Annotated in this window: 11 protein-coding genes; 7 read left to right on the plus strand and 4 right to left on the minus strand. The window is 42.0% G+C overall.

The window, feature by feature from the left end; all coding sequences use genetic code 11:
• The 3 genes from WBJ10_RS05570 to WBJ10_RS05580 all read left to right on the plus strand — a co-directional run.
• A partial coding sequence (locus WBJ10_RS05570; protein ID WP_424288541.1) for a BamA/TamA family outer membrane protein occupies window positions 1–1884 on the plus strand: 1884 nt, incomplete at its 5' end.
• A gap of 100 nt (window positions 1885–1984) precedes the next feature.
• Complete coding sequence (locus WBJ10_RS05575; RefSeq protein WP_424288542.1) at window positions 1985–3694, plus strand: FAD-dependent oxidoreductase; 1710 nt, start codon at window positions 1985–1987, stop codon at window positions 3692–3694.
• 369 nt (window positions 3695–4063) lie between these two features.
• Window positions 4064–5848, plus strand: coding sequence for an ATP-binding protein (locus WBJ10_RS05580; RefSeq protein WP_424288543.1), 1785 nt, complete (start codon window positions 4064–4066; stop codon window positions 5846–5848).
• Window positions 5849–5857: 9 nt separating this feature from the next.
• Here WBJ10_RS05580 and WBJ10_RS05585 read toward each other — a convergent pair whose 3' ends face one another.
• Both WBJ10_RS05585 and WBJ10_RS05590 read right to left on the minus strand, forming a co-directional pair.
• Window positions 5858–7444 (minus strand): DUF1501 domain-containing protein, encoded by a 1587-nt coding sequence (locus WBJ10_RS05585; protein WP_424288544.1) that lies wholly within the window; start codon window positions 7442–7444, stop codon window positions 5858–5860.
• Window positions 7441–9012: a DUF1800 domain-containing protein gene (locus WBJ10_RS05590; RefSeq protein ID WP_424288545.1), complete on the minus strand. Its 1572-nt coding sequence runs from the start codon at window positions 9010–9012 to the stop codon at window positions 7441–7443. The genes WBJ10_RS05585 and WBJ10_RS05590 overlap by 4 nt, the downstream gene beginning before the upstream one ends.
• 88 nt (window positions 9013–9100) lie before the next feature.
• Between WBJ10_RS05590 and WBJ10_RS05595 the strand changes: the two genes are divergently transcribed.
• From WBJ10_RS05595 to WBJ10_RS05605, 3 genes are all read left to right on the plus strand, one after another.
• Complete coding sequence (locus tag WBJ10_RS05595) at window positions 9101–9559, plus strand: (2Fe-2S)-binding protein (RefSeq protein WP_424288546.1); 459 nt, start codon at window positions 9101–9103, stop codon at window positions 9557–9559.
• A 4-nt stretch (window positions 9560–9563) separates the two neighbouring features.
• Window positions 9564–11705, plus strand: coding sequence for a molybdopterin cofactor-binding domain-containing protein (locus WBJ10_RS05600; protein ID WP_424288547.1), 2142 nt, complete (start codon window positions 9564–9566; stop codon window positions 11703–11705).
• Window positions 11706–11775: 70 nt separating this feature from the next.
• Window positions 11776–12042 carry a zf-TFIIB domain-containing protein gene (locus WBJ10_RS05605; protein WP_424288548.1) on the plus strand — a complete coding sequence of 89 codons (267 nt, stop codon included), beginning with the start codon at window positions 11776–11778 and terminating at the stop codon, window positions 12040–12042.
• 20 nt (window positions 12043–12062) lie between these two features.
• Here WBJ10_RS05605 and WBJ10_RS05610 read toward each other — a convergent pair whose 3' ends face one another.
• Together WBJ10_RS05610 and WBJ10_RS05615 are read right to left on the minus strand one after the other, a co-directional pair.
• Window positions 12063–13184, minus strand: coding sequence for an Ig-like domain-containing protein (locus WBJ10_RS05610; RefSeq protein ID WP_424288549.1), 1122 nt, complete (start codon window positions 13182–13184; stop codon window positions 12063–12065).
• Window positions 13168–14274 (minus strand): hypothetical protein, encoded by a 1107-nt coding sequence (locus WBJ10_RS05615; protein ID WP_424288550.1) that lies wholly within the window; start codon window positions 14272–14274, stop codon window positions 13168–13170. The genes WBJ10_RS05610 and WBJ10_RS05615 overlap by 17 nt, the downstream gene beginning before the upstream one ends.
• A 237-nt stretch (window positions 14275–14511) precedes the next feature.
• Here WBJ10_RS05615 and WBJ10_RS05620 point away from each other — a divergent pair.
• A partial coding sequence (locus tag WBJ10_RS05620) for a class I SAM-dependent methyltransferase (protein WP_424288551.1) occupies window positions 14512–14981 on the plus strand: 470 nt, incomplete at its 3' end.

Raw genomic sequence — 14981 nt, forward strand, 5'->3', positions numbered from 1 at the left:
ACGGTAGATACTGCCTTTAAGGGCGATAAAAAAGTAAAGCTCATTTATCATGCGACGGCAGGGCCGCAGTATATGATTAACAGCGTGAAATTTACGACTGATAGTTCCGAATTGGGAAGTGCTGTGTCGGGCACTGCAGCAAATTCATTTTTAAAACCAGGTGATCCTTATAGCCTGGATGCTATAAAAGCAGAGCGTACCCGGATCGATGCATCATTAAAAGAGCAGGGGTTTTACTTTTTTGGCCCAGGTGATATCCTCGTGCAAGTAGACAGCACAAATAATGTACATAAGGTTGATATGTATGTGAATATCAAAAAGACCACGTCAGAGAAGGCCCGCCGTATATATTCCATAAACGATATCTTTATTTACCCGAATTATAAGATCAATGATAGCACCAGTTTGAGTAAGGATAGTGCTGTTGTGTTTGGAGACTTCCACGTAATCGATCCGGAAAAAATGTTCAAGCCATCCGTTTTTGAGCGCGCCATGTTTTTTAGAAAAGATGATGTTTATAACCGAACAGACCACAACCTTTCTTTAAACCGAATGGTCAACCTCGGGACATTCAGGTTCGTTAAAAACAGATTTGTTGAGGTCGACACCCTTTCCAATCCCAGCTTAGATGTTTATTATCAATTGACCCCTTATCAAAGGAAATCTTTAAGGGCGGAAGTTACTGCTCGTTCAAATTCTGCGAATTTTAATGGTTCAGAATTTACTGTAAGTTGGAAGAACCGGAATACATTCAGAGCAGCGGAACTGCTGACGGTTTCAGCATATGTTTCAACGGATGTTCAGGTATCTGCAGCAAGCAAAAGTTTTAATAATATATTTAGGTATGGTGCCGAAGCAAATCTCTCGATACCAAGATTTATAAGTCCTTTTAAACTGAAATCCAATAGCGCATTCATGCCTCGCACGAGGATCCAGTTAGGTTACGACTTCCTAAATCGTCCACAGAATTACACCCTGACATCACTCCGTACATCCTTTGGTTATTCCTGGAAAGAAAGTGTAACCAAGGAACATCGTTTGAATTTATTAGCAGTTAATTATGTGCAGCCAACAAATGTTTCACGTTCCTACGATTCAATTGCAAACTTTAATCCCACACTGAGGCATGCAATTGAAAAGCAGTTTATTGTTGGACCCAACTACAATTTCAACTTCACTAATAGTATGGAGACCAATAAGACCCATACATTCTATTACAATGGGAATGTTGATCTATCAGGTGTAATACCTGGCATAAACAGTATCATTAATACCCCTATGTCCCAATACTTCCGTCTTGATAATGACTTTCGGCATTACCTGAAATTAGGACTTGGTTCACAACTGGCCACACGGTTTATTGCAGGGTATGGCCATTCCTTTGGAAACTCAGTTTCTTTGCCATATATAAAACAGTTTTTTATCGGGGGTACGAATAGTTTAAGGGGCTTTAGAGCCCGTACGCTTGGTCCGGGAACCTATCGTGATCCAAATATCGACCGGGGTGAAATTTCTGCCGACCAGTCTGGAGATATTAAGCTGGAGTTCAATGCCGAATATCGCCCCAAAATCGCTGGAATAGTTAAAGGGGCGGTTTTTATGGATGCTGGGAATATCTGGTTGCAGCGTGAAGAAACCGGCCCTTTTGCACGTCCGGGAGTCAAGTTCAGCAAAGACTTTCTAAAAGAACTCGCTGTGGATGCAGGACTTGGGCTTCGATTCGATCTTACATTTCTGGTTCTGCGTACAGACCTTGCCTTTCCAATCAGAAAGCCTTGGCTGCCTGAAGGAAGCCGAATGGTTTTAGGTGATATCAATTTCGCGGATAAGCAATGGAGGAAAGATAATCTGGTCTTCAACCTTGCAATTGGATATCCTTTTTAATAGATTCAAGATTCGGTAGCATTGCTTTATGCTTCCAGTGATCTGCTACCGTTAAATTGTTTTTCGGTATATAAGGTCAAAAACCTAAATCTATAGCAATATGAGAAGGAGAAATTTTATCGCTCTGACAACAATCGGAGCCACTGGCCTTGCGGCGATGGGCCTTCCGGCAAGCGGCGGGCATACCGGATATTCAAGCCAGGTTAAGAGAGGTTCCGAATTAAGTGCGGATCTTATTATTGCAGGTGGCGGTGTGGGAGGATGTGCCACAGCACTAGCAGCTCTTCGTAACGGATTATCAGTTATAATGACCGAAGAAACGGATTGGATAGGAGGGCAGCTCACCTCTCAGGGAGTCCCTCCAGATGAGCATATGTGGATTGAAACACATGGTGCGCCTGAATCTTATCGTCAATACCGAACAGCCGTAAGAAACTATTATAAAAGGTTTTACCCCATTACATCTCAAGAAAAAGCTAAGGAACGCTTTAACCCAGGAAATGCCGCAGTGTCTGAGTTAAGCCATGAACCGCGGGTCTCACTTGCAGTTTTAAATGAGATGCTCGCTCCATATATAAGTTCTGGCAAATTAACTCTATTGACCGAGCACAAAGTCAAATCGGCTGAATGTGCTGGAAACAAGGTTAAAGCCCTGAAAATTGCCAGCCTTCGAAGTGGCAATGAAATAATAGTTAACGCACCCTACTTTGTGGATGCCACCGAAATGGGTGATCTATTGCCAATAACCAGTACGGAGTTTGTCACCGGTACTGAATCCCGTAAAGAAACACGAGAGCTGCACGCGCCGGAGAAAGGGGATCCGGATAACCATCAGGCTTTTACCGTGTGCTTTGCCATGGATTATGTTCCGGGAACAAATAATGTAGGCAACAAACCTGCTGAATATGATTTCTGGAAGAACCTTGTGCCCGAAATGACCCCTCCATGGTCTGGGAACTTATTGGATTTAAGCTATTCAAATCCTAGAACTCTGGAGAAAAAACCTCTGGGATTTAATCCGGACGGCAGCTCTACCAGTCCTAATTTGAATCTTTGGAATTACAGGCGTATCCTGGCCAGGGACAATTTTGAAAAAGGTGCTTATGCCGGAGATATCTCTACCGTCAACTGGCCTCAAAATGATTACATGCTTGGCAACCTGGTTGGAGTCACACAAAAGGAGTTTGATCACCACGTTAATCGAGCCAAACAATTAAGTTTATCGCTTTTTCACTGGCTTCAAACGGAGGCACCCCGGCCTGACGGAAAACAGGGTTGGCCGGGTTTGCGTTTGAGGAAAGATATTATGGGAACGGAAGACGGACTCGCCAAATACCCCTATATACGGGAAGCAAGGCGAATCAAATCCCATTTCACGGTTCTTGAAGAACATGTAGGCCAGGCTAACCGGGTGAACGTGGCAGGTGCAGAGGCCGGTAAAAAAGCTGCTCATTTCTATGATAGCGTTGGAATTGGTTACTATCATATCGATTTGCATCCAAGCAGCCTTAACCAAAATTATATTGATTTTGCCTCTTTGCCATTTCAGATCCCTTTAGGTGCACTTCTGCCTAAGCGTATGGAAAATCTATTGCCAGCTTGCAAGAATATCGGTACTACGCACATTACAAATGGTTGTTACAGGCTTCATCCTGTCGAGTGGAGCATTGGTGAAGCCGTGGGGATGCTGGTGGCCTACGGGCTTAAAAATCGATTGGTGCCTTATCAAATTAGAGAGAATAAGGAAAACCTTGCAAAATTTCAGGAATTCATCACTAAGCAAGGCGTGGAAATACAGTGGAGGGGATAACGGGTTTTGTGTACCATCTCCTTCAAATCTGGCAATAATTTTTGGCTTATGCGAATCTTGTCAAATATATACTAACTGTTTATATAAAATGTGTATATGTTTGATTTTTATTTATTTAAATACAATTGTAACAGGGTGTTTTTCAGAATATGTCAATATGTCATATTCAAAAAATTCTGTTTGGATGCTCCACTCTGGTCAATAAATCAATGAATTCCTTTACTCTAAAAGGCGACCTAATTAGTTTTTCTCGCAAACCTTCTGATCTTTCTTGGTAGATTAGGCAGGAGTTCGTAAGAAATAAAAAAAAATGTTATGCGAGAGTAACTTTCTTAATTCCTGGTTTAATTATTATATTTAGGAATCGAAATGAAACCAACTCTATCTCTTTTTAACTGGTCTTTAACCAAAGTATTGGATTCCGAACCGGATAATCTAAATAAAGCGCGGATTAGCATCATATTCGCTATTATTATTTTTACCCTGTTAAAGTGTGCTGTTGCTCTGCCTGCTGGATGGGTACATAATCAGGATTTGCAGGTTACACGGGTGATAATCTTCCTTGTACTTTTCATTTTTCTGCTCAAGATTCTATTGATTGATAAACGCTATGCACATAAAGTAGGGCTTGTAATGATTTGGGCGGGTTTATCACTTAGCTGGACAAATGTATTCCTTACAGCACAATCAATAAATATTATTACTATCCAGGTAGTCGTAACCGTTATTCTGAGTAGCTTTTATCTACTCAATTGGCGTGGGGCAATGTTATACTCCTTCGTAAGTGTATTGCCAATTATAGTGTTGATGGCATTCAGTGAGGGAATCTACTTAAGTAACATCAAGCCAGTTGAGCTTGCTTCCCCTGCCTATGAAATTATTGTCATACTGAATTTCTTGACGATCGTCGTCGCCCATTTTCTTTACTATCAAGCTTTGAATAAGAATGTTGTAGAGAAGGAACTGTTAAATAAGCAATTACAACAGGCAGTTCGAGACGCGAACCAGGCAGTTCAATCAAAAGCTGATTTTTTATCTACCATGTCGCATGAACTGAGGACACCGCTAAACTCTGTGATCGGTATGACTCAATTATTAATGAACTCACCTTACAACGAAGAACAATTAGATAATCTTAAGATTGTTAATTTCTCAGCAATGAATCTGCACATGCTGATAAAGGATATTCTGGATTTCAATAAATTGGAATCAGATAAGCTGAGTCTGGAGACTATCAACATTAATCTGTACGCATTGGTAAACGATATATGTTCAGGCATGCGTTTCCAGGCAGAAGATAAGGGGTTGGACCTCGTGGTTAATATAGACGATTCTATTAAAGCACATCAGGTGTTTTCTGATCCCACAAGACTCACTCAAGTCATACACAATCTTCTGGCTAATGCGATAAAATTCACACACATAGGATCTGTTACCTTAAGTTTAAGTGTGATTGAAAGCAACTCAGACTCTATCAAAGTACAATTTTCTGTAGCAGACAGTGGTATTGGTATCGAAAAACAACAGCAGCAACTTATTTTCGATGCATTTACCCAGGCATCTTCTAGTACAACCCGTAAATTCGGCGGAACTGGCTTAGGTCTTACAATCGTCAAACGCTTGTTGAAATTATTCAACAGCGATATCATTTTGAAAAGCAATGTAGGTGAGGGCTCGGAATTCTTTTTTGAAATAACCTTCTTAACCGCAGGTGAAATAAACGAAGCGTTATTGCTGGATAGGAAAGTTGAATACGACCTAGGGAATTTAAAAGTTCTCGTAGTTGAAGATAATCCAATTAATAGCCTGCTTATAAAAAAGATTTTTTCTAATTGGAATAGTGAGCCTGAATTTGCTTCTAATGGTTATGAGGCCATTGATAAAGTCGAAGCGTGTTATTTTGATGTAATCCTGATGGATATCCATATGCCCCTTTTAGATGGTTATGCTACATCGAAGCTGATTAGGAATATGCCGGATAAGTCGAAGTCCTGCGTTCCTATATTAGCACTGACTGCTTCGGTGTCGAGTGACCTCTGTGTTAAGATTCGGGATGCGGGCATGAATGATTATATCAATAAGCCCTTTAACTCGGATGACTTATACCGTAAACTGAAATCTATAAAAATTAAACACCCCCAGCTTTTAGCATAAGCTGAGGCTTTACCTGGCTACCATCATCGTCCGCACTTGCTGCAGTTCCTGGTTTTGCAGTCTTGCATAATATAAGCCGGGGATATAGGAGGGAGTGTCAAGAGTAAATGAAAATTCGCCAGCTTGTGTCACCTGATCTAAAACTGTCCCCATCAAGCGCCCCTGAATATCGAATATCTGTATAAGAACATGGCCACCTTTCGACTTGTATGTGATATTGGTATATGACTGGAATGGGTTTGGATAATTTGAGATTAAAATCCGTTCATTCTCCGCATTAAGCGTCGCTAATAAATTGCTATTGCATCCGGCTCTGCTGCTGATGATCGGCAGGCTCTGAAAGTTTTTGAGCATGACAGCTTCAAGCGTTGCACTTGGAACGCAAAACCATTTTTCGAGGATTGATGCGTACACGGAACGAAAATCGTATTGCATCGGAAGATTGTCGTTCGTGTTTACATTGCCTGGAATCGTCGGGTTTTTTCCGAGTACTCCATTTTCTACGTAATCCCCAAACAAGAACAAAGGAGCGGCTGCACCATGATCAGTTCCACCACTTGAATTGGACTGTATCCTTCTGCCAAACTCAGAGAAGGTCATGCCGATCACTCTCTTAGACGCACTTTGCAGCTTAAGATCGTCCATAAAGGCTTTTATCGCATCACTAACTTTTAAAAGCAAATTAGCATGAACCCCGGTTTCTGTTGCACTGGAATTAGCCTGTCCGGAATGAGTATCAAACCCACCAATGTTAACCATGTAAATTCGAGTTTTCAATCCTCCGGCAATCAATCGCGATACGATTTTCAACTGGTCTGCAAGTGAGTTTCCTGTGGGATAAGTGCCTTGTAATTTGACCTTTGCAGCAGCTGCCTTTATAACATTTGCGTATTGCTGGGTTTGCTGAGAAACCTGCCGAATATAGGTTAACTCTTTCCCCGCATTCGTGTTAGGAGCAGGGTCCTGAATGCCATTAATTAGGTTATAAAAGTTAACGGGGTCCGAAATAGCCATTCCCATACCGACAGAAGGCCCCTGGAAAGCAGGTGAAATAAACGAACCAATCTGGATTGCAAGGGGATCGGGCATTGTGGTAGTTGGATAACCTAGCGGGTACCCTTTAAACTCCTGATCAAGATACCTACCCGTCCAACCGGTATTAATTACCTGGTTTGAATCTGAAGCTGTAAGCCAGATGTCGGTTGCCCTGAAGTGGCTGAAGCTGGGCTGAGGATAACCTACTGATTGTATAACACTTAATTTGCCTTCTTTATACAAAGCATTTAGCCCCTGCATTGATGGATGCAGGCCCGTATTATAGTTTCCAAGCCTGATAATTTTCTTTTCAGGCAAAATTATATTGGACCTTGCCTTGAAGAGGTGGGAGTATTGATCCAGCGGAACAACCGTATTTAGCCCGTCGTTTCCGCCGTTCATCTGGATTAGCACAAGGACATGGTCTGATTCTTCCCCGGCTGCAGTTAGTGCAGAAATCAAAGGAGATGCCCCGAATGCTTTGAAAGATAATCCGTTTATCAGGGAGGGTAACACAACCCCAGCTGGAATAGCCTTTGCCAGAAAATCTCTCCTTTTCATGATAGCTGATATTCTGCAAGGTTCATCATGTACTTGAACATGGATACCAAACGGCTGTTCACAATATTTTTCTTTGACACATTTCCCGGATCATTTTTATGATCTGTCCAGGCACTCGTCCAATAATAATCCATTGTCTGATTACTTAAAAGGATGCTTTTCAGGAAGTTTTTAGTCGTTGTTGACACATCTATACTGTATAATTGCTCCAGCGCTTCATTAATCAGTGCATTTGGATCCCCTGGATTTACAAATTTGGAAGCATAGGCTATCGGATCGATAACTATTTTTTGATTATTACGTGTATAACCGCTTGCGATAAAACGATCTGTAAAAACATTTCTTTTTGAGATGGTATCGGAATTAATCCATAGCTCATAAAATTGAGGCTCCTGATAATATGCAGGCCAGCCCGAGACATCTGGTGGATCGCCAACATCCTGCTGGAAAGCAGCAGCCTGACTTTTAATATAAGCCCACATATAGTACTGATTAACATAATCTCCTTTAACTGGAAAAGTGATTTCAAATTCCCGGCATAAACCCACCGTGAAGTCCAGAGGACTCTTGATCATGCATCCTCTGTTCTGGGTTAAGAAGAAATGCTCACTGCTGAACAAGGCTTGCAGTACAGGCTTGATCTCATAATTGCTCTGCCTGAATAGTTCGGCCAGAGGAGCTATAAACGAACTTTCTATCGCTGGCGTGATATCGTAATAGATAAAAAACCGGTAAAGACGGCGGCAGATATATAAGCTTACTTCGTTTTGAAGGAAAATCATATTAAGCATATCATCTAGCTCTTTAGAGCCATTAAATCCGGTTTGTCCCTTAATGATGGCATTATTGTAGAACGACGAAAATTGCTTGTCCGTAGCGTCGTGCCTCGTAGCATCAAAAACTGAACTTATCGCATTAGCATCGAGCCGGTATCCCGTCAAAACTTTCGCAGCCGCTTTTACATCTGATTCATTATATCCCGAACCCGGCCCTTTGCCCAATGTAAAAAGCTCCTGCAATTCCCTCGCATAGTTTTCATCCGGGGCGGTTTTGGTATTGAGATACCCATTAAGGTACCGGAGCATACCCGGGTCAAGGCTTACAAGTTTAACCAGTTCACGGAAGTTTCCGAAACAATGGGTACGGAACAAGGCGTTGGTCTTATAAGAATACCTTGCATCTCCAACGCTTCCTGTTTCAGTAGCAAAGTGATTATGCCAGAAAAGGACCATTTTTTCACGTAAAGTGGGGGCTTGTTCAAGCATCATCCCTGTCCACCACGATGTGAAAGAACCTATTCGTCTTGAATTTATAGTTCCGTTTCCATACGGGGCATTGATCCAGGCTTGGCCTTCGGCCACAGTGGGGTCGGAAAGGTTAGCGTCATTGTAGTTATTAACCGGAGGTATAAAGCTCATCTCATTGCCTAAAAGACTATTTACGACTTCATTCAGTGTTTTACCCGAATAAATTGAGATATCTAATTTCTTTACACCGAAAAGCGACCGCTTCAATAAATGGATAAGTTCAGGTCTTCCAAAAGTTCCGGTGAAGGGTTTAACAGGCATTGATCTGCGGTTCAACGATTCTGATTTATTTATGTTACAAATGAATATAAAAAAAATTATTTATTTTAGTTCGATTAAAAGCAATCTTATGGCCACTTACAAACTTAAAATCAATGGCAAAACACTCCAGGCGGATGTTGAACCAGATACTCCTCTCTTATGGGTACTACGCGATAATTTTGGGCTGGTCGGCACAAAATATGGTTGTGGTATCGCCCAATGTGGTGCATGCATGGTGCATATCAATGGATCGGCTGTACCTTCATGCGTATTTCCGGTTTCGGCAGTAGGGGATTCACCTGTTATAACCATCGAGGGGCTATCCGAAAAAGGTGACCACCCACTGCAGCTGGCATGGGACGAAATTGATGTTGCTCAATGCGGGTATTGTCAGGCTGGCCAGATTATGTCAGCAGCAGCATTGCTTCAGAAAAATCCCAAACCTTCAGACGAAGAAATAGCTAACACTATGCATACAAATATTTGTCGCTGCGGTGCGTACCATCGCATCCGCGAAGCAGTTAAACTGGCAAGTACTAAAGCTTAAGCATATGGAAAATATAACTAAAAGCAGCAGGCGTGATTTTTTAAAAATGACTGCGATCACCAGCGGTGGACTGGTACTTGGATTTAACTGGTTGAATGTTGAGGCTGCACCGGTTATCGTTTCAGATTCCGCTATGGCAGCCGGAAATATCGGATTTAACAGTTACCTGTCTATAGCTACTGATGGAGTTGTGACTATTATGTCGCCTAATCCAGAACTTGGGCAAAATATCCTGACTTCTTTTCCAATGGTCGTAGCCGAGGAACTTGAAGCTGATTGGACGAAAGTAAAGGTTTTGCAGGCTAATCTCGACAGCAAGTTTGATCGGCAGTTAACTGGAGGTAGCGGTGCAGTTCCGCACTCGTGGAAACTTTTAAGGACTGCCGGGGCAACAGCCAAAGCTATGTTGGTTCAGGCTGCTGCCCAGAAATGGGGAGTTTCTGCAGATGATTGTATTGCTTCCATGGGCTTTGTAAGCCATAAAGCTTCAGGTAAAAAGCTGGGATATGGCGACCTCGCGGAAGATGCATCTAAAATAGCTGTACCAACTGATGTAAAGTTAAAAGACAGAAAAGATTTTAAGCTTATTGGAACGCGTGTAAGAAACGTTGCGAATAAGGATATCGTTACCGGAAAGCCGCTTTTTGGCCTTGATGTTTACCGTGAAGGTATGCTTTTCGCGATGATTCAAAGACCCGAATCATTTGGGATGAAATTAAAATCGGTAGATGTTGCTGCTGCAAAAGCGATGCCCGGTATCATCGATGTAGTGAGTTTTAAAAACAATGTGGCCGTGGTGGGTAAGTCGACCTGGCAGGTTTTAAAAGCAAGAAAACTTCTTAAAATAGAGTACGAAAAGGACGGTGCGATTGAAAGCACTGACGATCATAATAAGTTATTTTTATCTTTAATGGACACAGGAACGGCAACTGTACGCCGTAAGGACGGAGATGTGGACAATGCATTTAAAAATGCTGCAAAAATTATTAAATCCGAGTATCAATGCCCTTTCCTTTCTCATAGCCCTATGGAGCCCATGAACTTCTTTGCCCATGTGAAAGAAGATGGTATTGAACTGGTAGGTCCAACTCAAACACCTGCCAGGGCACGAACTCAAGTTTCCCAGCTTCTGAAAGTTCCGGAAGACAAAATTACCCTTCAACTTACACGACTAGGTGGTGGTTTTGGAAGACGTTTGCAGAATGACTACGTTTTGGAAGCTGCTGAATTGTCGAGTATCATGAAAGCGCCAATAAAATTGATATGGACTAAGGAGGACGATATGTTAGGAGGTGTTTATCGTCCCGCAGTACGTTATCGTTTCGAAGCAGCATTGGATGCTGCAGGTAATATGGTTGGTTATAAATTAAGAGGAGTAGGTATTAATGCCGGAAACTCAACACGCGAACATAACTTCCCTTCGGGCTCGGTTGATAATTTGCTAATAGATTCTGTAGACCATAAATCGCCAATTACAACAGGGGCATGGCGTGCACCTATTACAAATTTTCTTGCTTACGCCGAACAATCTTTTCTCGATGAAGTGGCACAGGCTGCAGGTAAAGACCCGGTGGCATTCAGGCTTGAACTCCTCGAAAGAGCGAAAGCGAAGCCAGTGGGGGAAATGCGTTACGATATCGATAGGATGATCGGAGTTATTAAACTTGCGGCAGAAAAGTCGGCATGGGGTAAGAATAAAAATGTATCCCAGGGTTTCAGTGTATATTACTCACATGCTTCTTATGTTGCGCAAGTAGCGGACGTCGTTATGCAGGGTGGAATGCCGGTAGTGAAAAAAATATACGCGGTTTCCGATTGTGGCCAGGTGGTAAACCTTGGCGGAGCCCGCCAGCAGGTGATGGGTGGAGTTGTAGATGGATTTGGTCATGCAATGTATAGCAAACTTAGTTTTAAAGACGGTGCTGCTGAACAGAGAAACTTTAATACTTACCGCTTGATTAGAATGAAAGAGATTCCGGAAGTTGAAGCTCATTTTGTGGATAACGGGATCGATCCAACAGGATTGGGTGAACCGGCGCTTCCTCCAACTGGCGGAGCGGTCGCGAATGCAATTTTTAAGGCTACGGGTAAACGCCTGAGAAGCCAGCCCTTCATGGATTCGGATATCTTCAAAGCGATAAGTTAAACGGATGATTAAATTACTGATTTGATATCATCACAGATCTTATCTTTAAACAAATAAACAATAGTAGAATATGAAGTGTCCAAATTGCCAAACCACATTACTAATTGCTGATAAAAAAGGGATAGAAATTGATTATTGCCCCGACTGCCGGGGGGTCTGGCTTGACCGTGGCGAATTGGAAAAGATAACGGAGAGATCCGCTGAACATTATTCTAAACGTGAGAACTACGAGTCAGACGTAAAGAAATACGATTATAACAGACAAAGCGACGATTATAATCGTACTCATCCTCAAAAAAAGAAGAAGTCGTTTTTAGATGATATGTTTGATTTCTAGGAAAACCGCATTCAGCGATTTTAGTCAACAATGAATTGCCTTGTGTAGTATCTGTCTTTAGCAACCGGGTTCTGATCTTTCATTAGATCCCGGTCAAAAAGACGGTTTAAGTTGTTTCCCGCAAGGTCTTCAAGCTTCGAATCTATTTTAAAATGATAGGTTCCCCGCTTCCAATTAGTTTTAGGGTAAAATAACAAGGAGTGCTCCTTGTTATTTACTTTCATTTCTCCATTAAAAGTGTGGCCGCCCGGCTGCACAATTGAAATGGTATTGTAGAGCAAGGCAAAGTCTAATGCCTCGGGGAAGGAAATCGATAAGGCTTGTCTTGAGCTTGACTTTGGAATCTTTATTATCCACGTTGACGGGTCTGGTGACTGTATATCTTTAGCCACAGCGACGAATTTCTTGGTGTAAGGCTTGTTCAGCTTTGCACCTTGAAGATCGGTCCATTCTGTTGAAACAGCAAATGTGTATACACTTCCTTTCTGCAGAGGATTGCCGTCCCGTTCGTTTGGCTGAAGGCCACGTTTGATTCGCCCGGGATCCAGCCATACAGTAAGTTGTCTTCCTTCTTCATCCCATAGTTCGGAATCAAGGTTGAGAAAGATATTTTTCAGAGTATCACCTTTCTCATTTAGCATGCTTAAATACTGACCAGAAACCCCTCTACGCATAGGCTTGGAAAATTTCAAATAAATCTTTAGTAGATTCTCCGGCAGCGTATCAGCAGAAGGGTAAATAGCCGTTAGTTTCGTAGCACCACTATTCTTGACTTGAGGGACAGTGAGGTTTGTTAAGGCTCTTCCTTTGAAAACTACCTGATATGTATTTCCCGGCGTTAGACCGATAAGAGGTTTAAAGATCACTCCATCGTTGTTAACCGTATATCGGCCAAGCATATTTTCTCGACTTCCCTCTAGTTTTACGATAATTTCTCTCTCAAGCCTGTTTTTATCGACCCCTGGTATTGAATCGAAGGGAATAAATACTGCTGAGTAAGTTTCCCGGTCTTTAATAATAGATAATCCCTTCTGTCCAGAACTGCTATTGCATGCCGAGATTATCGCAGCAAAAAAAACCAGGGTACACAAGATGTGCAACCTGGTTTTTGCCGATGAAGTAAGACTATAGATCTTTCCCATTAATTGTTAAAAGATCAATACTTCCAGCGCTGTTTTTTTGAATCAGAACAATGCGTTTATCATCGAGCTTATCCATTTGGCTAACGTTTTTACGTGAAGAAACTTCGAAAGGAACCCCTGCATATGTGGAAGTAGCTTTTTCTGTCAGGGAACCCTCGAACGACTCGATATCCTTATGTTTCAGTTTCGTTGCAGGGCGACTTGAATTAGCCATTAGCAAATATTTTTCCCCGTCATCGCTTAGCGTCAGTATATCCACAGGAGTATTACCATTTCCCATTTCTGCTACTGTGCGGCCTTTAACGTGAGTCCCGGGTTTGAGATCATTAAGCGCAAAAACAACCAGAGGAGTACACGTATAACTGGCAATAAGGTGATTTTTCCCGTTAATCATCGAGGTGGTAAATGTCCGTATTGGTGCATTTGTTTCGAATCTGCCATGTGCGGCGTGGTAAATCTCAAGAGAAGATGATTCTTGTTTAGTGTTAAAAGGATAGGGGATAACGCGAAATGTAGAAGCAAATTCCTGATTAGAAATACCACTGAGCATTAACTTACCATCCGTGTAAGCGATATCAGAGATTGCTGCTACCCGCATAGATCTTCCTCTCTGGTCTTTCGCATCTTCTGCCGGGACATTATTTAAGGCCAGCGAGGAGTAAGAAATATCTTGTAAGGGCACTGAATGAAGTTTGCCGTTTTCAAGGCGAAGGATAACAGGGGTGCCATCGCTATTTTGAACAGAAAAATAAATCTTTTTAGAAAGTGGATTTACAACCATGTCAGTAATAATGATTTTCTCAGGAGTTGTTCCTAACGAAGCGGCAATCTTCTGATCGATATTTTGAATATCTGGGGCTTGAGCTTGAGAACTACGCTTCGAATCTTTCGTGTCAATAGCATAAACAATCGCGCCTTGGGAGTCTCCAATGAATAAAACTCCCTCCGGCCCAAATGTAAGCGAGCTTACGGATTTTATGGCGGGGGTACCTTTGACAAAACCATTCAGCGCACTGTCTGAGCGGATTGTAGCAGCAGCAAGTCCCATAACGGTGATCGCTGCCACGATAATGAAATAGTTTTTCTTCATTGTGATGATATTTATGTGTTGAAATTGAGGGAATGTAATGCGTTGTTACCAAATATAATTAATTAGTATACTGAATTCCAATATATTATGCGCTCTGTTCTGCAACTTTTTCATGACCCCGCACAGTTTCGGCTGTAAAGAAAAGATTCTGAAAATCAACTTTTCGGTTGGTCCGGACCTGTTATTTTAAGCATAATTACTAGATCAATTCTTATATTTGGGCATAAAGGAAAAGATATGGATACCCAGAATGCCTATGATATCTGGTCGGGAACCTATGATACCTGTATCAATAGAACACGCGATTTAGAAGGCAAAGCTATCAAGCAGATACTTTCCGAAATTTCGTTTAAAAAATGTGTCGAAATCGGGTGTGGAACTGGCAAGAACACGGAGTGGTTATGTACACAAGCGGATCGGGTAATGTCTGTCGATCTGTCGGAATCAATGCTGCGAAAAGCAAGAGAGAAGGTAAAATCAGACAGGGTTGATTTTCATCAGGCAGATATAAACCACTCTTGGGACTTTATCGACGCCACTTTTGATTTAATTACCTTCAGTCTCATATTGGAGCATATAGAAAACCTCGTCGAAGTTTTCAGGAAAGCATCAGCCAGCCTTGTTGTCGGAGGTTATGTTTACCTTGGAGAGCTGCACCCGTTCAAACAATATTCAGGCAGTAAAGCACGGTTCGATACTGAAAACGG

It is taken from the genome of Daejeonella sp. (assembly GCF_049655485.1).
Taxonomy (GTDB): domain Bacteria; phylum Bacteroidota; class Bacteroidia; order Sphingobacteriales; family Sphingobacteriaceae; genus Daejeonella.